The organism is Acidovorax sp. GW821-FHT10A04 (genome assembly GCF_059415825.1).
Genome location: NZ_JBWKNZ010000019.1, coordinates 1 through 18,345, shown reverse-complemented (window position 1 = coordinate 18,345; position 18,345 = coordinate 1). Strand labels below are relative to the sequence as shown.

The window sequence follows — 18,345 nt, the reverse complement described above, 5'->3', positions numbered from 1 at the left end:
CCATGCGCACCTTTGGAGTTTCCGAGTTCTGGTTCATCGTGCAGGCCGCCCAGTGGACGCTGGCGCTGTCGGCCATGGCTTTCGTGGGCGGCTCGCTGCTGGGGCTGCTGGTGGCGCTGGCGCGCACGTCCGAGAGCGCTGCCGCGCGCTGGGCCGCCACCTTGTTCATCCAGGTGTTCCAGGGCACGCCGCTGCTGCTGCAGTTGTTCCTGATCTTCTTCGGTGCGCCGGTGCTGGGCCTCGATATCAACCCCTGGCTGGCCGCGGGGATGGCGCTGGTGCTCAACAGCGCGGCCTTTTTGGGCGAGATCTGGCGCGGCTGCATCGAGGCCATTCCGCGCGGGCAGTGGGAGGCGGCGCAGGCCCTGAACCTGAACTATGTGTCCCGCATGCGTTTCGTGGTGCTGCCCCAGGCCTTCAAGATCGCGCTGCCGCCCACGGTGGGCTATGTGGTGCAGATCATCAAGGGCACCTCGCTGGCCGCCATCATCGGCTTCACCGAGATCACGCGGGCGGGCCAGATCATCAACAACGCCACCTTCCAGCCGCTGCAGGTGTTCACCACCGTGGCAGCGCTGTATTTCGTCATCTGCTGGCCGCTGTCGCTGCTGGCCGCGCGCATGGAGCGCAAGCGCGCCCGGGCGCTGGCGCGGTGATGTCCCCCTTTGCCATTTTCGAGCGCGCATTCCATACAACCCACAGGAGACATGCCATGACTTTTTCGCTGTACCGCCGCACCACCACCGCTGCCCTGGCCGCCCTGGGCCTGGGCGCCATGCTCACGGCCTTCGCGCCGCTGGCGTCCGCGCAAAGCGTGGCCGACATCAAGAAGAAGGGCGAGATCACCATCGGCATGCTGGTGGACTTTCCGCCCTATGGCACGACCAACGCGCAGAACCAGCCCGATGGCTACGACGCCGACGTCGCCAGGCTGCTGGCCAAGGACCTGGGCGTCAAGGTCAACCTCGTGCCCGTCACGGGCCCCAACCGCATTCCCTTCCTGCTGACCAACAAGGTCGACGTGCTGGTGGCTTCGCTGGCCATCACGCCCGAGCGCGCCAAGCAGGTGCAGTTCTCGCAGCCCTATGCGGCGGCCACCATCGTGCTGTACGGCAAGACCGGCAGCGCCATCAAGAGTGCGGCCGACCTCAAGGGCGTGCGCGTGGGCGTGGCCCGCGCCAGCACCCAGGACGTGGCCGTCACCAAGGCCGCACCCGAAGGCACGGAGATCCGCCGCTTTGACGACGATGCCTCGGCCATGCAGGCGCTGATCTCGGGCCAGGTCGATGCCATCGGCTGCTCGGTCACCGTGGCGGCCCAGATCGCCAAGCGCGTGCCGGCCAACACCTTCGAGAACAAGTTCAACCTGCTGCAGCAGGCCATGGGCATCGCCATGCGGCCCGGCCAGGAAGAGCTGCACAAGTCCATGGACGATTTCGTGGCGCGCAACACGGCCAATGGCGAACTCAACAAGCTGTATCGCAAGTGGCTCGAAACCGATCTGCCCAAGCTGCAATAAATACAAGGAACGGGAGATTCCTGCCATGACGGACGCAGTCACGACCGCCCCCGGCACGCCGCCGATCATCCGCATGGAGGGGGTCAACAAGTGGTTCGACAGCTTTCAGGTGCTGACCGACATCGACCTGTCGGTGCGCGCCGGTGAGCGCATCGTGATCTGCGGCCCCTCGGGCTCGGGCAAGTCCACCCTGATCCGCTGCATCAACCGGCTGGAGGCCGTGCAGAAGGGCCGCATCGAGGTGGATGGCATCGACCTCACGGCTGGTGGCAAGAACGTGGATGCCGTGCGCGCCGAGGTGGGCATGGTGTTCCAGCAGTTCAACCTGTTCCCGCACCTGACCATTCTGGAGAACTGCACCCTGGCGCCGATGCGCTCGCGCGGCATGGGCCGGTCCGAGGCCGAGGAGGTGGCGATGAAATACCTCACGCGCGTGCGCATCCCCGAGCAGGCGCACAAGCACCCGAGCCAGCTGTCGGGCGGGCAGCAGCAGCGTGTGGCGATTGCGCGCGCGCTGTGCATGGCCCCCAAGGTGATGCTGTTCGACGAGCCCACCTCGGCCCTGGACCCCGAAATGGTCAAGGAGGTGCTGGACACCATGATCGGCCTGGCCGAGGACGGCATGACCATGCTGTGCGTGACCCACGAAATGGGCTTTGCCCGCAGCGTGGCGGACCGCGTGATCTTCATGGCCGACGGCAAGATCCTCGAGCAGGCGCCGCCGGCCGAGTTCTTCGGCAACCCCCGGCACGAGAAGACCCGCCAGTTCCTGGGCCAGATCCTTAGCTCCCACCAGGCGCACTGAGCTGCGGTGGTGATCCGCGCCGCGGCGCGCGGGCATGAACGAGAAATGCAGTCGATGAAGCTCCTTATTTCTTTGTCTTCCTTCGGCGCGGCCGAAGTGGGGCGCCATGGCCAGCTGTGGTGCACCGACCTTGCCCGCGAGGCCGGTGCCGATGGTGTCGAGGTGCGCGGTGAGATGCTGCGCGACCCGGTGAACGAACTGGCCGCGCTGGCGGGCCGGGCGGCAGTGTTCTCCAGCCCCGAGGGGCTGTGGACGGTAGACGGCGCGCTGGACGAAGCTGCCCTGGCGCGTGGCATGTCGGCGGCCCGCGTGCTCGGTGCGCCGCGGCTGAAGATGGCCATCGGCGGCTTCGGTACGGCATCGCATGGCTCGCTGGCGCGGCTCAAGGAACTGCTGGTGGGCGGACCGGTGGAGCTGGTGATCGAGAACGACCAGACCGCCACGGCCGGCACGCTGTCGGCCATGACCGCCTTTTTCGATGCGCAGGAGCGCGCCGGACTGGACCTGGGCATGACCTTCGACATGGGCAACTGGCACTGGCAGGGCGAATGCCCGCTGCAGGCCGCGCAGGCCCTGGCGCACCGCGTGCGCTATGTGCACTGCAAGGGCGTGCAACGCCTGCCCGGCAAATGGGTGGCGGTGCCGCTGGCCGATTCGGTGGCGCCCTGGCGCGCCATTTTGCGGGCGCTGCCGGCGGACGTGCCGCACGCCATCGAGTACCCGCTGATCGGGGATGACCTGGCGGCGGTGACACGCGCGCAATTGGCCGTGATCCGCGATGCACGGAGGCAGGCATGAGCGCAGCCAAGGAAACCGCCTTCGACGTGGCGTTGTTCGGCGAGGCCATGCTGCTGCTGGTGGCCAACGAGCCCGGGCCGCTGGAGCATGCCACGGGCTTTCACAAGCGCACGGCCGGGGCCGAGACCAATGTGGCCATCGGCCTGGCGCGCCTGGGCCTGAAGGTGGGCTGGGCCAGCCGCCTGGGCACCGATTCCATGGGCCGATCGCTGCTGGCCACCATGCAGGCCGAGGGCATCGACTGCTCCCATGTGACCTCGGATGCCACACAGCGCACGGGCTTCCAGTTCAAGGAGCGCGTGACCGATGGGCGTGACCCCCAGGTCGAATACCACCGCAAGGGATCGGCCGCGAGCCAGATGGGCCCGGCCGATGTGGACGAACCCTGGCTGCGCAGCGCGCGCCACCTGCATGCCACGGGCGTGTTCGCTGCCATTTCGGAGACCAGCCTGCAGGCGGCGCTGCGCACGCTGCAGGTGATGCTTGCCGCGGGCCGCACGATCTCGTTCGACCCGAACCTGCGGCCCACGCTGTGGTCCTCGCCCGAAGTGATGCGGCACTGGATCAACGAGCTTTCGCGCTTTGCCGACTGGGTGCTGCCGGGCATGGAGGAGGGCGTGTTCCTCACAGGCGAGACCACCCCTGAGGGCGTGGCCAGGTTCTACCGGGAGCGGGGCGCCAAGCTGGTGGTCGTCAAGCTCGGTGCGCAGGGTGCGTACTTCGACAGCGACGTGGCGGGCACCGGCCATGTGGCCGGTTTCCCTGTGGCCGAGGTGGTGGACACCGTGGGCGCGGGCGATGGCTTTGCCGTGGGCGTGGTCAGCGCCCTGCTGGCTGGCCACAGCGTGCCCGACGCGGTGCGCCGCGGCGCCTGGATCGGTGCCCGCGCCGTGCAGGTGCTGGGCGACACCGAGGGGCTGCCTACACGCGCAGAGCTGGAGCAGGCCGGCCTATGACGACCCGCAAGCAGGTGCTGGTGTTCCGCGACCTGCCGCCGGACCAGCTGGCGCGCCTGCAGGCGGTGCACGAGGTGACCGTGGCCGACCCGCGCAAGCCGGCGCAGCGCGCGGCCTTCGATGCCGCGCTGGCCGGGGCCCATGGCCTGATCGGCGCGAGCTTTCCTGTCACCGCGGAGCTGCTGGCGCGTGTGCCGCAGCTGCAGGCCATTTCCAGCATCTCGGTGGGGGTCGACAACTACGACCTGCAGGCCCTGCAGGCGCGGGGCATCGTGCTGTGCCATACGCCGGGCGTGCTCGATGAGACCGTGGCAGACACGGTTTTCGCGCTGATCCTGGCCACCTGCCGACGGGTGGTGGAGCTGTCGCAGATGGTGCGCGAGGGCCGCTGGAATGGCAACATCGGCGAAGACCTGTTCGGCCACGACGTGCATGGCAAGACGTTGGGACTGCTGGGCTTTGGCCGCATCGGTCAGGCCGTGGCGCGCCGTGCGGCACTGGGCTTTGGCATGCCTGTGCTGTACCACGCGCGCCGCCCTGTGGACCTGGCCGTGCAGGCACCCGCGCTGCTGGGCCGGGCCAAGCATGTGCCGCTTGACGACCTGCTGGCGCGCGCGGACATCGTGGTGGCGCTGCTGCCGCTGTCGGACAGCACGCGCGGCCTGGTGGATGCGCGGGCCTTCGCGGCCATGAAGCCGGGCGCCATCTTCATCAACGGCGGGCGCGGCGCCACGGTGGTCGAGGACGACCTGTTGGCTGCACTGGACCATGGCACGCTGCGTGCCGCAGGGCTCGATGTGTTCGCCACCGAGCCGCTGCCGCTGGCCTCGCCCCTGCGCACCCACCCGCGCGTGACGCCGCTGCCGCACATCGGCTCGGCCACGCATGGCACGCGCCATGCCATGGCCCGGTTGGCGGTGACGAACCTGCTGCAGGCGCTGGCCGGCGAAAAGCCCGCCGCGGTGTACGGGACAATCGGCGCATGAGCAGCAGCAAGCCGCGCGCACCCACTGCCAAGGCGCCTGCCGCCGCCCCTGTCGATGCGGCTGGCCGAGACCGGCCCACGATTGCCGACGTGGCAGCCGCGGCCGGCGTGTCCAAGGCAACCGTCTCGCGTTTCTTCAACCACCGCGAGCGCCTGCTCAGCCCCGACATCGCGGCCCGGGTCGAGGCTGCCATCGCCCAGCTCGGCTATGTGCCCAGCCCCATGGCCCAGGCACTCAGCCATGGGCGCTCGCGCCTGATCGGCCTGGTGGTGGCCGACATCACCAACCCCTTCTCGGTGGCCGTGCTGCGCGGGGCCGAAGAGGCCTGCCAGGAGGCTGGCTACCTGGTGATGCTGTTCAACCTGGGCAATGACCGCCAGCGCGAGCGCAGCGCCATCGACGCCCTGGCGAGCTACCAGGTGGATGGTTTCATCCTCAACACCCAGGGGCAGGACGAGGGGCACGCCGAACTCAACTCCCTGCACGGCCGGCCGGCGGTGCTGGTGGACCGCCGGCACGCCGGCCTGGAGGCCGATTTCGTGTCGCTCGACAACCAGGACGCCATGCGCGGCGCCTGCACGCATCTGATCGACGGTGGCTGGAGCGACCTGCTGTACATCACCCAGCCGCTGGCCGGCGTGAGTTCGCGCCTGGAGCGCGCGGCCGCGTTCTCGCAGTGCGTGGCGTCGCACGGGCCGGGCGTGCGGGGCTCGGTGGTGGAACTGGCCGATGCGTCGGACGAGGTGCTGGACGCCGCCTTGCGCGCTTTGGGCCCGCGGCGGGGTAAAGGCGCGCGCGGTGCCGTGGTGTCGGGCAATTCCGTGGTCACGCTGCGGGTGGCGGCAGCGATGGTGCGGCTGGGCTGGAGCTTTGGGGCCGACATCGGCTTTGTCGGCTTCGACGACCCCGAATGGGCGCCCCTGATCGGCCCGGGCCTGACCACGGTGGCGCAGCCCACGGGTGCCATTGGCCGCTGTGCTGCGCAGTGTCTCATCGAGCGCATGCAGGGCCTGCAGGCGCCCGCGCGGGAGCGGCTGCTGCCCGGCAGGCTGGTGGTTCGGGGCTCGTCCGTGGCGGTGGCCACCGCCCGGAAACCCGGTTGATGCCGCGGCCGGATGGCTGCGGTATCCTTGGTAGCAACCGGCCGACTGGCTGCAGGCCGTGCTTCTCGGCCACTAACTTCCTGTGTGCCTTGCCATGTCCGCTTCTGCCCTTTCCCTGGATACCTCGCGCATACGCGCCATCACCATCGACCTGGACGACACGCTGTGGCCCATCTGGCCCACCATTGCCCGGGCCGAGGCCGTGCTGCTGCAGTGGCTGACCGACCACGCGCCCGCCACGGCCACGCTGTTCTCGAGCACCGAATCGCTGCGCGCCATCCGCAACCAGATGGTGAGCCTGCGGCCCGACCTGCTGCACGACCTGAGCGCGCTGCGCCGCGAATCCATTCGCCTGGCGCTCACGCAGGCCGGTGATGAGCCTGCGCTGGCCGAGCCCGCGTTCGAGCTGTTCTTTGCCGAGCGCCAGCGCGTGGAGCTGTTCGCCGATGCGCACGACACGCTGGCCTTTCTGGCTGCGCGCTACCCGGTGGTGGCCCTGTCCAACGGCAATGCCGACGTGCACCGCATCGGCATCGGCCACTACTTCAAGGCCAGCATCAGCGCCACCGCCTTCGGTATCGCCAAGCCCGATGCGCGCATCTTCCATGCCGCCGCCAGCGCCGCGCAGGTGCAGCCGCACGAGGTGCTGCATGTGGGCGACGATGCCGCGCTGGACGTGCAGGGGGCGCTGGCCGCCGGCATGCAGGCCATCTGGCTCAACACGCCGAACCACCCCTGGGCCCATGACAAGCACGGTGAGCCGCCGCATGCCACGGTGGCCAGCCTTGCGGCCATCAGCGAGCTGCTCAAGGCCATCCCCGTAGCCCTGGCCCAGCCGCCCCGCTGAGCGCCGGCGCCACTGCGGCGTTTTCTTGTCGCAGATCAAGGCGCGCCTTGCGGCTGCGCGCGAGACTTGGGCACCATGCGCCCAACGCCCCGCCCCTTTCTGCCGCCCGTGCGCAACGTCGGTCTCCTGCAGCCGCTGGCTTGGCTGGCACTGGCCTGGCGCGACATGGTGCGCACCGGCTGGCTCAGCTTTGCGCATGGCCTGGCGGTGGCGCTGTTCGGTGGCGCGCTGCTGGCTATTGCACACCACCGCTTCTGGCTATTGGCCGGGGCGCTGTCGGGCTTTCTGGTGGTGGCGCCGGTGCTGGCCACCAGCCTGTATGCACTGAGCCGGGCGCTGGAACGCGGCGAGCCTGCCAACCTGGCCCTGGTGCGCCGCACCTGGCTCGACTGGCAGCACAGCCACCCCGCCAAGTGGGGCGACCATGGCTACTGGTGCCTGGTGCAGTTCGGCCTGCTGCTGGCGCTGGCGGCCACGGGCTGGGTCATCACCTCGGCGGCGCTCATCACGCTGCTGGCGCCGGTGCCCGTGCGCACCCCGCTCGACTTCATGCACCACGTGGTGCTGGCGCCCGACAGTAGCCTGTTCGCGCTGTGGCTGGCGCTGGGCAGCCTGCTCGCGGCGCCCATCTTCGCCTCCAGCGTGGTGGCCATCCCCTTGTTGCTGGACCGGCGTGCCACGCTGCGCCAGGCGGTGCTGACCAGTTGGCAGGCGGTGCTGGCCAACCCCTTGCCCATGGCCCTGTGGGCGGCGCTGATCCTGGGCTTCACCTTGCTGGGCCTGGCGTCGCTGCTGCTCGGGCTGATCGCCGTGATGCCCATGCTGGGCCATGCGAGCTGGCATGCCTACCGCGACCTGGTGGATGCCTCGGGCCTGCCGGGGCGTGATGGCGGGCAGGGAGCGGGGCGACGGCCATGATCTTCGGCTTTACCGAGGCGCAGATCTCGGGCTTCTTCCTGACCTACGGGGTGGGCGCCTTCATCGCCTACATGCTGTTCATCATCGGCCAGCTGGCCTGGGAGTCCAAGGCCGGGCGCTTCGGCACCTTCGTGCTGTTCCTGGGGCTGGGCGTAGGGTTCATCGGCTTTCTGGCCAAGGTGGTCATCCAGTGGTGGCTGGAGCGATGAGACCGTTTGCGACAAAGTGGTGATGGTGCGGTGGGTCGAACAGGTTCTAAGATCCGCTCCATGTCCTTACCCACGACCACCCCACTGCTCACGCGTGCCGAAACCAGCGGCTACACCGAGACCTCCACCCACGCCGACGTGATGGCCTATGTCCAGGGCCTGGCGGCCTTGGGCGACAAGCGCCTGCACATCACCGACTTCGGCACCTCGCCCGAAGGACGGCAGCTGCCGCTGCTGGTGCTGTCGGCCCAGGGCCACCACACGCCCGAGGCCGCGCAGGCCAGCGGCCTGCCCGTGGTGCTGATGCTGTGCGGCATCCACGCCGGCGAGGTGGAAGGCAAGGAGGGCGTGCTGATGCTGGTGCGCAACCTGCTGCGCGGCGACCATGGCGACGAACTGCTCGCGCGCACCGTGCTGGTGGTGGTGCCGCTCTTCAACCCCGACGGCAACGACCGCATGAGCGCCGACAACCGGCCGCTGGACATCGCCCACTTGCGCGGGCAGGACGGCCCGGCCCTGGTGGGCACGCGCACCAACGCCGCGGGCGTGAACCTCAACCGCGACTACATGCGCCAGCAGGCGAGCGAGATGCGCCTCTTGCAGCAGCGCGTGTGCCAGCCCTGGAACCCGCACCTCACGCTGGACTGCCATGCCACCAACGGCTCCATCCACCGCTTTGCGCTGACCTACGACATCCCCCACACCGAGCACACGGGCCGCGCCGAGCCCGTGGCCTACATGCGCGAGCGCATGATGCCCGCCGTGCAGGCCGCGGTGAAGCGCACCGAGGGCCTGGACACCTTCTGGTACGGCAACTTCGTGCGCGACGAGGGCGGCCAGGGCCAGGGCTGGATCACCTACACCCACCACCCGCGCTTTGGCTGCAACTACCGCGGGCTGACCAACCGGCTCGACGTGCTGCTGGAGGCGTACTCGTACATCAGCTACCAGGAGCGCGTGGAGGTAACCTACGCCGTGCTGCGTGAGGCCCTGGTCTATGCCGCGGCCAACGGCCAGGAGATCGTCGACCTGCTCGCCGCCTGCGCCGAACCGCCGCAGCAAATCGCCATCCGTTACGCGCTGGAGGCGATCCCTGGTACCACGGTGGAGGTGCTCACGCGCGAGCCCTACACCCTGACCGGCGGCCCCGTCAGCGTGCAGGTGCCGCACTACGCCCATTTCGTGCCCACGGCCACCGTGCGGCGCCCCTGGGCCTACGCCATGCCCCAGGCCGTGGCCGACTGGCTGCAGGGCCACGGCCTGCGGGCCACGCCCGTGGCGGCCGGCACGGTGCTGGAGGTCGAGGTGCCCGTGATGCAGCAGCCCGTGGCCGAGCCCGGCCCCGCCATCCTCGAAGCCCAGGCCAGCACCCACTGGACGGCCAGCCACGAGCGCGCGCAGCGTGCCCTGCCAGAAGGCTGGTGCGTGGTGACGACGAGCCAGCGCTACGGCGCGATTGCGGTGGTGGCCTGCGAGGCCGAGAGCGACGATGGCGTGGTGGCCAATGGCATCGTGCCCGAGCCGGTGGCAGGGGCGGAGTTGCCGGTGTGGCGGGTGGTGGTGGCGGTGTAAGCCTGCTGGATTTCGTTTTAGGGTGATTTAGTCATTTGTGCTAATTATTGGATTTGACTAAAATAAGCCAAATGGACCTTTTCCACCGCCCCGCACTGGCCGAGCAGATGGCCAAACAGCTGCTGGAGCCCGGCCTGCTCGACCAGGGGCTGCGCTCAGGGCTCTTCCTGTCGGGCCTGCGCCGCACCGGCAAGACCACCTTTCTGCGCCAGGACCTGATCCCGGCGCTGGAGGCGCGCGGCGCCATCGTGATCTATGTCGACCTGTGGGCCGACACCAAGGCCGACCCGGCCACGCTGGTGCATGCGGCCATCCGCCGTGCGCTGGCGGACCTGCAGTCGCCGGGCTCCGGCGTGCTGGGCCGGCTGGCGCGGCTCAAGGGGCTGGACGTGGGGGCGGCGGGCTTCAAGTTCGGCTTTCAACTCAATGATGTAGGCGCCAAGGGCGGGGTCACGCTGGCCCAGGCGCTCACCGAGGTGATCGAGCTGGCGCAGACCGATCTGGTGCTGATCGTCGACGAGGTGCAGCAGGCCCTGGCCGGCGACGATGGCGCGCAGATGCTGCTGGCCATCAAGGCCGCGCGCGATGCCATCAACCCGCGGCCCGACACCCCCGGGCATTTCCTGTTCATCGGCACGGGCTCGCACCGCGCCCAGGTGGTGGGCATGACGCTGCAGGGCAAGCATGCCTTTGCCGGTGCCACCTCGGTGGAATACCCCACGCTCGATGGCGACTACGTGGCCTATGTGCTGCAGGGCATTGCCGAGGAGGGCGCACCCGTGCTGCCCAGCCTGCCCGTGGCCACAGACGCCTTCAACCTGCTGGGCCGCCGGCCCGAAGAGCTGATCCGTGCACTGCGCCAGCTGCAGCGCGAAGACCCGGCCGAGGCCGACCATCTGCTGCCGGTGATCGCCTCCACGCTCAAGGGCGCAGCGGCCGACGTGGAGCTGCGCAAGCTCGAAGACCTGGGCGTGCTGGCCGGCGCCATCTTCGACCGCGTGGCGCGCGTCGAGGGTGATGCCAGCGGCCTGTTCACCACCGACGCCCTGGCCGAATACACCGCTACCGTAGGCCGCGAGGTCACGGCCGACCAGGTGCAGCGCGTGTCGGAAGAACTGCGCGACGCGAATCTCATCGTGCGCAAGGGCCATGGCACCTATGCGGTGACGGACCCGTTTGTGCAGCAGGCGTGGCGCGAGCGCAGGATGCTGGCGGGGCCCGCAGCAGCGCCGGTGCCTGCCAGCTCGTAGGGGCGGCTCAGTACTTGAGCTTCGGGTACCAATCCGCGGGCCGTCCTTCGGGCGTCAGGTCCAGGATGGACCACAGCGACGCAATGTCCGGCGCGTCGCGCGGGTCCTGGCCCGGGTCGGCCATCTCCTTAGTCATCTCGCTGGCCCAGAACAGGCGCACCTGGCCCTTGCCGTCGCGTTGGAAGACCACCAGTGCGGGGTACTCGCTGCCATCGTCCATCAGGATGCCCAGGTCCTTCGCGTAGTCGTCACCGATGGTCTGCACGAAATTGAGGTCGCGCCAGCCGCGCTCCTGCGCAAAGGCGTACTGGCGCTCCACCGGCGAGCGGCCCAGGATCTTGAGGGCCACGCGCTGTTTGATGTCGGCGGCATTGCCCTCGACCGCGCCCAGCCAGTTGGTGCACATGGGGCAGGGGCGCTCGCGCTGGGGGCCGTACATCCAGAAGTAGGTGACCAGGGTGTTCTTGTCGCCGAACAGGTCGGCCAGGCCCACCTCGAAGCCCTGCTCGTCCTTGAAGCGGTAGTCCTTGGTGATGACCGGCCCTGGCGGCAATGCCTGGCGCTGCGCGACCAAGCGCGTCATGTGGCGGCGGAATTCGATCTCTTCGGCCAGCAGGGCCTGGCGGGCGGACTCGTACTCCGCCGAGGCTCCGGGGAAGGGGGTCTTGGCTTGTTGAGCCAGCTGCGCGGCTGGCTTCAATGCGGTTTCGGCATTCGTCGTCATCGTCGCTCTCCCGGGCCGCCATGGACCGATGGACTGTTGACTATGCCGCCATGCCAGGTGGCTGCGGGTAGGAGAAACGCCCGCCTGTCTGGCAAGCCCCGCGCAGGGTCTGGGCTGTTTATTCGCCCGCCACCGCAATCGTCTGCAGGCTCTTGCGCAACTCCTTCTCCACCGCCGGGAACTCGCTCTTGGTGGAGTTGAAGTTGAAGACCAGCATCTTGCCCCGGTGGGGCGTGACCATCATGATGTTGTAGATGTCGGTGTCGATGGCGCGCGAGGTCATCTCGAAGTAGATCCACTGCTGGCCCTGCATGTCCAGGAGCTTCTTTTCCTTCCACTCGATGCCGGGAATGATGCGGTCGAACAGGGTTTCGAACGAGGCCTTGGCCTGGGGCAGCTTGTCCTTGGGCAGGCCCTGGGGCTTGAGGTCGAAGGCGATGGTGGTCGTGCGGCGGGCATTGCCCACCACGAAGTTGGGCGCGCGGTTGGACGGGTACTTGTTGCCGATCTCTTCCGCGGTGAGCTGGGTAAAGCCCTCGGGCGCATTGAAGGACACGCCCGCATCGGGAATGGTGAACGTGGCGGCACAGGCAGCTGTGGTGGCAAGGGCCGAGGCCGCAGCCAGGCACAGGGTGGCGATCCAGGATTTCATGGTGGTCGGGCACATCACGAGCGATCCAGCCGGGGCCTGTGGGCCCTGGCCTCCCTTCGTCGTTGAGCCGGTTTTTGTGGAGACGCCAGTATCCACACGCATCGGCGATTTGGCGCGCGGTTGCAGACTTTTACTATTTGGTAAGTGCGCAGTAATTCACACAAATGGGGGATTGCAGCGGCCCGTTGTGTCAACCAAAAAAACAACCAGCCCACAGGCCCTGCGGCATGCACCAGCTGCGCAGCGGCCCTGGGCGATGTTGAGCAGCGACGAGCCGCTGGAGAAGGCCACAAGCGTGCCCGGCCCGCCCAGGCGGCCCGTGGCCATCTGGCCGAACGCAACGGCGCCGATGCCGCCGGGCAGGGCGTGCCTGGTATCTGCGGCGCAAGCTTCCGGGTCGCAGGTGGGGGGTACGCGTTTTGAGATACAAACACCCCATGTCCCTGAGTCCGCCCCAGCCGCCTGGCTTCAAACCCACCTTCTTCCACGTGCCGCCCGGCCCCGTGGCGGGCCCCTTGCAGTTGTTGCCCGTCAACGCCGCCGTGGTGGCCGTGCACACGGCCACTGGCGCACATGTGGGCTCGCTCAAAAAGGTGGGTGGGACCTGGAAGTTCAAGGCCATGGGCTACGGCGCTGCCGGAGGCATGGAGCCGGGCCACGGCCCGCTGACGGACCAGCACAACATGCAGTTCGACGCGCCCGATGCCGCCGAGGTGAGCGCCAGGTTGCTGGGCGCTCTGGGGAGCATGTAAGGGCGGTCAACAGGCGGCGCACCTGGCGGGCGCGCCACTGGTCGCGCTCTGCCGCGCCCCAGGCTGGGCGCGTTCATAGAATACCGCGATGCCTTTGCTTTTGACCTGCCTGCTGCGGCTTGCCGCCGCACCCCTTGTTGTGCTGGCCTGTGCTGTGGCCCACGCCCAGAATGCACCCCACCCTGCGAATGCCACCGCGCCCGCCATTCGCGCCACAGGCGCGGCATCGCCTGCGGCACCGGCATCCAAGGCGATGCCGCCCGCAGCAGCGGGTGTCGAGCCGGTGGACAGCAGTGCGGCCGCATCGGCGACAGCAGCGGCGGCCGGTGCCGCTGCACCCCTGTCCCGCGATGCCCGGCGCATCTATGAGCTGTCGCGCGACAAACTGGTGCAGATCCGCACGCTGCTGCGCAATGCCGACACCCAGGCGTCGATCGGCTCAGGATTCTTTGTCTCTGCGGACGGCCTGATCGTCACCAACTTCCATGTGGCCAGCCAGCTGGCGCTGGAGCCCGAGCGTTACCGCGGCGTGTACGTCACGATGGAGGGGCAGGAGGGCGAGGTCGAGCTGCTGGTGTTCGACGTGCAGCGCGACCTGGCGGTGCTGCGCGCCAAGGCCCGCACTGCAGCGGCGCCGGTGCTGGGCTTTCGGCCCGCCGCAGAGGCCCTGGCACAGGGCGAGCGCATCTACTCGCTGGGCAACCCGCTGGATATCGGCTTTGCCGTCACCGAGGGCACCTACAACGGGCTGGTGCGGCGCAGCTTCTATCCGCGGATTTTCTTTGGCGGCACGCTCAACCCCGGCATGAGCGGCGGCCCCTCGGTGGACGATGCGGGGCGGGTGCTGGGCGTCAACGTGGCCAAGCGGCTCGATGGCGAGCAGGTCAGCTTCCTGATCCCCGCCGAGTTTGCACAGGTGCTGGTGCAGCGCGCGGCCAGCGCAGAGCCCATCACGCAGCCCGCGTACGCGGAGATGACAAGGCAACTGACAGGGCACCAGCAGGTGCTGACCGAGCGGTTTCTGAAAGCGCCCTTTCGTGAGCAACGCCACGGCAACTACCGGGTGCCGGTGCCCGATGACGCGCTGGCGCGGTGCTGGGGATCGGGGCGCGACCCGAACTTTCCGGGCTTGAACCTGGAACGCACGCAGTGCCAGGCCGACAGCGATGTCGTGGCCGGCGACTACAGCACCGGCACCGTGCGCCTGGCCTATGAGGCCTACAACGCCCCCACCCTGGGCGCGGCGCGGTTTGCCCGGGTGTTCTCGCAAAGCTTTGCCAACGAGCGCTTCCAGACGCGTGGCAACCGCCACCAGACAGCCGTTGAATGCAGCGAACGTTTTGTGGACTCCGGCAGCCTGCCGCTGCGGGCGGTGGTCTGCATGTCGGCCTACCGCAAGCTGCCCGGCCTGTACAACATGACGGTGCTGACAGCCTCGGTCAACCAGCCCACGCAAGGCATCCTGGGCCGCCTGGACGTGCAAGGCATCGCTTTTGACAACGGCATGAAGCTGGCCAACCACTACCTCAAGGCGTTTCGCTGGGAGGCTGCACCATGATGCCCACCCTCGGCCTCATCGAAGCCTTTGACCGCCACGGCGCACTGCTGGCACGCGCCCCCGTCACCCGCTGGCCCGTGACGGTGGGCAGGGGGCTGGACTGTGACCTGGTGCTCGATGATCCGTTCGTCGCGCCCGCCCACCTGCGCATCGACCGCCTGGAAGATGCCCCGCGCGCGGTACAGGTGGAGGTCCTGCACACCCGCAATGGCGCACGCCTGCAGCGCAAGCACTACGCCCAGGGCGAGCGCTTCGACTGGCCGGGCGGCACTCCGATCGACCTGGGCCACACCCACGTCACGCTGCGCCTGGCCGATGCCCCCATCGCCGACGAACAGGCGCTGCCCCAGTTTCCATGGAGCACGGTGGCCACCACGGCAGCGCTCATGCTGCTGGTGCTGGCTGCGGCATTGGGGTCGGCGTGGCTGGAGGCCCGGGACGCGTCGCAGTATCTGAAGTCTGTTCCTGGCACGGTGCTTGGCCTGCTGGCCAGCCTGGGCGTATGGTCGGGCGTATGGGCGGTGGCCAGCAAGGTGTTCGGCGGCCAGCTTCGGTTCTGGCGCCATGTGCGCATCGCCTGCACTGCCGCCTTGGCAGTGGATGCGGTGCACCTGGTGGTGAACTTGGTGGCATTCACTTTCTCGTTGGAATCGGTTTCGCGGTTTGCCAATGTGCTGGTGGTGCTGCCGCTGGCGGGGGCGTTGTATGCCCACCTGTCAACGGTGCTGCCGCGCCGCCGCGTGGGTCTGGCCTGGACGCTGGCTGCGCTGGTGGCATTGGGATTGCCGTCGTGGCTGGGTGCGCAGTGGCTGAACAACATGCGCCTGTCGAACAGGCTGTACATGAGCAGCCTGTTCCCGCCAGGCCTGCGCGTGGCCCCCGCTGTGCCCGTGGACCAGTTCCTGAAAGACACCGAGTCGCTGCGTGGCAAGCTGGATCGCCGGCTGCGTGATGACGGTCAGGCGGAGGACGAATAGGAGCGGGTAAAAAAATAGCGAAGCGGTTCAGGCCAGGCTGCGTCGCAGGCAGCACGACAAGACGCCGCCCGCCCTGTCAACGGAACAACGGATCAACGGGGCCAGGTGCGCAGCCCCAGGTCCTGGGCCATGCGCCGGTAGTCCTGCAGGCTGCGCTGCACGAAGTCTTCGAGCGCCGCGCCGGTGCGCGCAAAGGGGTACAGGCCGTAGCGGCTGCACAGGGCCGCATAGCCCGGGGCGGCCAGGGCCTGCTCGAAGGCGCTGGTCCATGCGCGCACGGCGGCGTCGGGTGTGGTGGCGGCCATGTACACGCCGCGCACGGTGGGCCAGGTCAGGTCGATACCCTGCTCGCGTGCGGTGGGCAGGCCGGCGAGCTGGCCTTGCAGGCGCTGGGGTGCCAGCACGGCCAGAAAGCGCAGCGGCATGCCCTGGGCCGCCGCCTGCATGGCTTCGGCCGCGTCGCCGGTGAAGATGTCCAGGTGCCCGCCACGCAGGGCCTTGAGCGCCTCGCCCCCGCCCTCGAAGGCGACGAAGCGCATCTTCTTGTGGTCCTGCCCCGCCGCGCGCACCAACTGCGCAGCCTTGATCCAGTCCTGGCTGCCGATGGTGCCGCCCGCGCCAAAGACCACGCGCGCCGAATCGCGCTGCAGCGCCGCCGTCACCTGCGCCAGGTTCTGCCAGCGGGCATCGCGGTGCACGGCGATCACGCCGTAGTCGGTGCCCAGCGTGGCGATGAAGCGCACGGCGCCCACCGGGTGCGGGCCGAAGCGGCCCTGGGCGATGTTGAGCAGCGAGCCGCTGGAAAACGCCACCAGCGTGCCCGGCCCGCCCAGGCGCCCCGTGGCCACCTGGTCGAAGGCCACGGCGCCGATGCCACCGGGAAGAAAGCGCGTGGGCAGCGGCGTGCGGCCCGGGCGCACGGCCTGGATCGCATCGGCCGCCAGCCCGCAGGTGAGCCCGAAGCCGCCACCGGGCTTGGACGGGGCGACGCATTCGCCGGGCTCGGTGCTGGCATCGGAGGCCTGCGCGGTGGTGTGCGCGCCGGTGGCCATGCCGCCGAGCAGGGTCGCCAGCACATGGCGGCGCGAGGGCACGCGGGCGTGCAGGGTGTCGGCAGAGGAGGGCATGGAGACCATCATGGCTTGGGCCACCAGAATATCGCGAGCAGGCCCGGGCCACTGGGCCGTGCCTCCAGCCGCAGCGCGCCGCGGTGTCGCTCGGCGATGGAGCGCGCGATGGCCAGGCCCAGGCCCGAGCCACCGGCCGCCGCCTGCGAGCCGCGCCGGTAGCGCTGGCCCAGCGCAGCACGCTCCTCGGGCGCCATGCCGGGGCCGTTGTCCTCGACGTTCACGCTCCAGCCCAGGGCATCGCCCGCGGCCGACAGGGTGATGGTGCCGTGCGCGGGCGTGTAGGCAATGGCGTTGGCGGCCAAGTTGGTGAGCGCCTCGCGCAGCAGGCCGCTGTCGGCCACGGCCATGAATTCCGGGGTGGTGGCGGCGTTGGGGGTGTGGATGCCGAAGTCGATCTGCTTGGCGCGCGCCTGCGGCAGCAGCTCCAGCGCCACGGTGCGCAGCAGCGCGGCCAGGTCAAAAGGCGCGTACTCCACGGCGGCCGTGTCGCTGCGGCCCAGGGCCAGCAGCTGCTGCGTGCTGCGCGTGGCGCGCGCGATCTCGCCGCCGATGGCGGCCAGGGCGTCCTGCACCTGGGCAGGGTCGGGCTCGCGGCGCGCGTAGTCGATCTGCATCTGCAGCGTGGTCAGGTGCGTGCGCAGCTGGTGCGAGGCATCGTCCAGGAACTGCCGCTGCTGCGCCACCAGCGCCTGGGTGCGCGCCATCTGCCCGTTGACCGCCGCGACCAGCGGGCGGATGTCGGCCGGCAGGTCGGTGTCGGCAATCGGGGTCATGTCGTCGGGGCTGCGCTCCTGCACGCCGCGCGCCAGGCGTGACAGCGGGCGCAGCGCCATGGCCAGCGTGGCAGCGGCCCCCAGCACCATGAGGGCCAGCACCAGCCCATCGCGCAGGGCCGCGCGCTGCACGAAGCGGCGCGTGAACTCCTGGCGCGACTGCGTGCTTTCGGCCACCTGCACGAGCACGCTGCCGGGCTGCCCGTCGGCCGTGGCCGGTACCGCGGTGTCGGTGGCATCGACGTTGCGCCGGTAGGCGGCCAGCCGCACCGATTCACCGAAGTACGTGGCGTCGTAGAAGCGGGGTACGCCGGGCTCCAGCGTGCCCGGGGGCAGGGGCAGGTCGGCGTTGCCCAGTTCCACCAGGCCGTCGGACGAGGCTACGCGGAAGTACACGTGGCCGCTGGCGGTGAGCTCGAAGAATTCGAGCATGGTGTAGGGGAGTTCGGCGGACAGGCCGCCGGAGGCCGTGGAGATGTTGGCGTCTATGGACTTGAGGGCGCCCAGCAAGGAGCGGTCGTAGGCGGCGTTGGCGGCTTCGAGGGCGTCGTGCCTGGTCATCCACAGTTCCACGCAGGTGACGAGGGCGAGGACGGGGAGGAGGAGGAGGGCCAGGAGGCGCCAGAGGCTGGTGCGGCGCAGGTTCTTCCACGGGCTATTGCGGAGGTGCGAGGCCATTCAGTCGTGCCTCGAATGGTGTTGAGGCACTGTGCTGTGGTGGCTTCTGTTCTTGTTTTTGGGGCGGAGGCCGGGATGTGCGCCCGGCGGCGCACCTACTTTCTTTTGCGTCGCCAAAAGAAAGTAGGCAAAGAAAAG

The 18,345-nt window shown here is 69.1% G+C and carries 19 protein-coding genes and 1 pseudogene; 15 read left to right on the top strand and 5 right to left on the bottom strand.

What is annotated here, in order from left to right; translation table 11 throughout:
• Window positions 1-2 precede the first annotated feature (2 nt).
• The 12 genes from AC07PF_RS29085 to AC07PF_RS29030 all read left to right on the top strand — a co-directional run bounded on the left by AC07PF_RS29085 (window position 3) and on the right by AC07PF_RS29030 (window position 10,963).
• Window positions 3-656 carry an amino acid ABC transporter permease gene (locus AC07PF_RS29085; protein WP_007859633.1) on the top strand — a complete coding sequence of 218 codons (654 nt, stop codon included), beginning with the start codon at window positions 3-5 and terminating at the stop codon, window positions 654-656.
• A gap of 56 nt (window positions 657-712) precedes the next feature.
• Window positions 713-1,519 carry a transporter substrate-binding domain-containing protein gene (locus AC07PF_RS29080; protein WP_494609708.1) on the top strand — a complete coding sequence of 269 codons (807 nt, stop codon included), beginning with the start codon at window positions 713-715 and terminating at the stop codon, window positions 1,517-1,519.
• Between the two features lie 25 nt (window positions 1,520-1,544).
• The gene (locus AC07PF_RS29075) at window positions 1,545-2,324 is read left to right on the top strand and encodes an amino acid ABC transporter ATP-binding protein (RefSeq protein ID WP_494609709.1); all 780 of its coding nucleotides are present in this window, start codon (window positions 1,545-1,547) and stop codon (window positions 2,322-2,324) included.
• 54 nt (window positions 2,325-2,378) lie between these two features.
• Window positions 2,379-3,122, top strand: a complete 744-nt coding sequence (locus AC07PF_RS29070; RefSeq protein ID WP_494614227.1) for a sugar phosphate isomerase/epimerase family protein — start codon at window positions 2,379-2,381, stop codon at window positions 3,120-3,122.
• Window positions 3,119-4,078 (top strand): sugar kinase, encoded by a 960-nt coding sequence (locus AC07PF_RS29065; RefSeq protein ID WP_494614226.1) that lies wholly within the window; start codon window positions 3,119-3,121, stop codon window positions 4,076-4,078. Before AC07PF_RS29070 ends, AC07PF_RS29065 begins: the two co-directional genes overlap by 4 nt.
• On the top strand, window positions 4,075-5,064 hold the full coding sequence (locus AC07PF_RS29060; RefSeq protein WP_494614225.1) for a 2-hydroxyacid dehydrogenase: 990 nt from the start codon (window positions 4,075-4,077) through the stop codon (window positions 5,062-5,064). The genes AC07PF_RS29065 and AC07PF_RS29060 overlap by 4 nt, the downstream gene beginning before the upstream one ends.
• Window positions 5,061-6,167 (top strand): LacI family DNA-binding transcriptional regulator, encoded by a 1,107-nt coding sequence (locus AC07PF_RS29055; RefSeq protein ID WP_494614224.1) that lies wholly within the window; start codon window positions 5,061-5,063, stop codon window positions 6,165-6,167. Before AC07PF_RS29060 ends, AC07PF_RS29055 begins: the two co-directional genes overlap by 4 nt.
• A gap of 94 nt (window positions 6,168-6,261) precedes the next feature.
• Entirely contained in the window at window positions 6,262-7,014 is a 753-nt protein-coding gene (locus tag AC07PF_RS29050) for an HAD-IA family hydrolase (protein WP_494614223.1), read from the top strand.
• Window positions 7,015-7,089: 75 nt separating this feature from the next.
• The gene (locus AC07PF_RS29045; RefSeq protein WP_494614222.1) at window positions 7,090-7,932 is read left to right on the top strand and encodes a DUF2189 domain-containing protein; all 843 of its coding nucleotides are present in this window, start codon (window positions 7,090-7,092) and stop codon (window positions 7,930-7,932) included.
• Window positions 7,929-8,141: a DUF2788 domain-containing protein gene (locus AC07PF_RS29040; protein WP_007859622.1), complete on the top strand. Its 213-nt coding sequence runs from the start codon at window positions 7,929-7,931 to the stop codon at window positions 8,139-8,141. Before AC07PF_RS29045 ends, AC07PF_RS29040 begins: the two co-directional genes overlap by 4 nt.
• 60 nt (window positions 8,142-8,201) lie before the next feature.
• Window positions 8,202-9,713, top strand: a complete 1,512-nt coding sequence (locus tag AC07PF_RS29035) for a M14 family metallopeptidase (protein WP_494614221.1) — start codon at window positions 8,202-8,204, stop codon at window positions 9,711-9,713.
• A 71-nt stretch (window positions 9,714-9,784) separates the two neighbouring features.
• Window positions 9,785-10,963: a P-loop NTPase family protein gene (locus tag AC07PF_RS29030; protein WP_494614220.1), complete on the top strand. Its 1,179-nt coding sequence runs from the start codon at window positions 9,785-9,787 to the stop codon at window positions 10,961-10,963.
• A gap of 7 nt (window positions 10,964-10,970) precedes the next feature.
• On the opposite strand, the gene AC07PF_RS29025 is transcribed toward AC07PF_RS29030, so the two are convergent.
• From AC07PF_RS29025 to AC07PF_RS29015, 3 genes and pseudogenes are all read right to left on the bottom strand, one after another.
• The gene (locus AC07PF_RS29025) at window positions 10,971-11,687 is read right to left on the bottom strand and encodes a DUF899 family protein (RefSeq protein WP_494614219.1); all 717 of its coding nucleotides are present in this window, start codon (window positions 11,685-11,687) and stop codon (window positions 10,971-10,973) included.
• Window positions 11,688-11,805: 118 nt separating this feature from the next.
• Window positions 11,806-12,339, bottom strand: a complete 534-nt coding sequence (locus tag AC07PF_RS29020) for a hypothetical protein (RefSeq protein WP_494609719.1) — start codon at window positions 12,337-12,339, stop codon at window positions 11,806-11,808.
• Window positions 12,340-12,582: 243 nt separating this feature from the next.
• Window positions 12,583-12,702: pseudogene (locus AC07PF_RS29015) on the bottom strand (tripartite tricarboxylate transporter substrate binding protein); the annotation flags it as partial.
• Window positions 12,703-12,776: 74 nt separating this feature from the next.
• On the opposite strand from AC07PF_RS29015, the gene AC07PF_RS29010 reads away from it, so the two are divergent.
• From AC07PF_RS29010 to AC07PF_RS29000, 3 genes are all read left to right on the top strand, one after another.
• Entirely contained in the window at window positions 12,777-13,091 is a 315-nt protein-coding gene (locus AC07PF_RS29010) for a hypothetical protein (RefSeq protein ID WP_007859608.1), read from the top strand.
• Window positions 13,092-13,179: 88 nt separating this feature from the next.
• On the top strand, window positions 13,180-14,649 hold the full coding sequence (locus AC07PF_RS29005; RefSeq protein ID WP_145696048.1) for a S1 family peptidase: 1,470 nt from the start codon (window positions 13,180-13,182) through the stop codon (window positions 14,647-14,649).
• Window positions 14,646-15,626: an FHA domain-containing protein gene (locus AC07PF_RS29000; RefSeq protein ID WP_494614218.1), complete on the top strand. Its 981-nt coding sequence runs from the start codon at window positions 14,646-14,648 to the stop codon at window positions 15,624-15,626. The genes AC07PF_RS29005 and AC07PF_RS29000 overlap by 4 nt, the downstream gene beginning before the upstream one ends.
• Before the next feature lie 92 nt (window positions 15,627-15,718).
• Here AC07PF_RS29000 and AC07PF_RS28995 read toward each other — a convergent pair whose 3' ends face one another.
• Together AC07PF_RS28995 and AC07PF_RS28990 are read right to left on the bottom strand one after the other, a co-directional pair.
• A complete protein-coding gene (locus tag AC07PF_RS28995) occupies window positions 15,719-16,753 on the bottom strand; it encodes a Bug family tripartite tricarboxylate transporter substrate binding protein (protein WP_494614217.1) in 1,035 nt (344 codons plus the stop codon).
• An 8-nt stretch (window positions 16,754-16,761) separates the two neighbouring features.
• Complete coding sequence (locus tag AC07PF_RS28990; RefSeq protein WP_494614216.1) at window positions 16,762-18,207, bottom strand: sensor histidine kinase; 1,446 nt, start codon at window positions 18,205-18,207, stop codon at window positions 16,762-16,764.
• Window positions 18,208-18,345 lie beyond the last annotated feature (138 nt).

What these genes read in the sequence shown, in the direction of transcription:
- AC07PF_RS29085 (WP_007859633.1), top strand. Translation starts at nt 3, where the DNA reads ATGCGCACCTTTGGAGTTTCCGAGTTCTGGTTCATCGTGCAGGCCGCC.
- AC07PF_RS29080 (WP_494609708.1), top strand. Translation starts at nt 713, where the DNA reads ATGACTTTTTCGCTGTACCGCCGCACCACCACCGCTGCCCTGGCCGCC.
- AC07PF_RS29075 (WP_494609709.1), top strand. Translation starts at nt 1,545, where the DNA reads ATGACGGACGCAGTCACGACCGCCCCCGGCACGCCGCCGATCATCCGC.
- AC07PF_RS29070 (WP_494614227.1), top strand. Translation starts at nt 2,379, where the DNA reads ATGAAGCTCCTTATTTCTTTGTCTTCCTTCGGCGCGGCCGAAGTGGGG.
- AC07PF_RS29065 (WP_494614226.1), top strand. Translation starts at nt 3,119, where the DNA reads ATGAGCGCAGCCAAGGAAACCGCCTTCGACGTGGCGTTGTTCGGCGAG.
- AC07PF_RS29060 (WP_494614225.1), top strand. Translation starts at nt 4,075, where the DNA reads ATGACGACCCGCAAGCAGGTGCTGGTGTTCCGCGACCTGCCGCCGGAC.
- AC07PF_RS29055 (WP_494614224.1), top strand. Translation starts at nt 5,061, where the DNA reads ATGAGCAGCAGCAAGCCGCGCGCACCCACTGCCAAGGCGCCTGCCGCC.
- AC07PF_RS29050 (WP_494614223.1), top strand. Translation starts at nt 6,262, where the DNA reads ATGTCCGCTTCTGCCCTTTCCCTGGATACCTCGCGCATACGCGCCATC.
- AC07PF_RS29045 (WP_494614222.1), top strand. Translation starts at nt 7,090, where the DNA reads ATGCGCCCAACGCCCCGCCCCTTTCTGCCGCCCGTGCGCAACGTCGGT.
- AC07PF_RS29040 (WP_007859622.1), top strand. Translation starts at nt 7,929, where the DNA reads ATGATCTTCGGCTTTACCGAGGCGCAGATCTCGGGCTTCTTCCTGACC.
- AC07PF_RS29035 (WP_494614221.1), top strand. Translation starts at nt 8,202, where the DNA reads ATGTCCTTACCCACGACCACCCCACTGCTCACGCGTGCCGAAACCAGC.
- AC07PF_RS29030 (WP_494614220.1), top strand. Translation starts at nt 9,785, where the DNA reads ATGGACCTTTTCCACCGCCCCGCACTGGCCGAGCAGATGGCCAAACAG.
- AC07PF_RS29025 (WP_494614219.1), bottom strand. Translation starts at nt 11,687, where the DNA reads ATGACGACGAATGCCGAAACCGCATTGAAGCCAGCCGCGCAGCTGGCT.
- AC07PF_RS29020 (WP_494609719.1), bottom strand. Translation starts at nt 12,339, where the DNA reads ATGAAATCCTGGATCGCCACCCTGTGCCTGGCTGCGGCCTCGGCCCTT.
- AC07PF_RS29010 (WP_007859608.1), top strand. Translation starts at nt 12,777, where the DNA reads ATGTCCCTGAGTCCGCCCCAGCCGCCTGGCTTCAAACCCACCTTCTTC.
- AC07PF_RS29005 (WP_145696048.1), top strand. Translation starts at nt 13,180, where the DNA reads ATGCCTTTGCTTTTGACCTGCCTGCTGCGGCTTGCCGCCGCACCCCTT.
- AC07PF_RS29000 (WP_494614218.1), top strand. Translation starts at nt 14,646, where the DNA reads ATGATGCCCACCCTCGGCCTCATCGAAGCCTTTGACCGCCACGGCGCA.
- AC07PF_RS28995 (WP_494614217.1), bottom strand. Translation starts at nt 16,753, where the DNA reads ATGCCCTCCTCTGCCGACACCCTGCACGCCCGCGTGCCCTCGCGCCGC.
- AC07PF_RS28990 (WP_494614216.1), bottom strand. Translation starts at nt 18,207, where the DNA reads ATGGCCTCGCACCTCCGCAATAGCCCGTGGAAGAACCTGCGCCGCACC.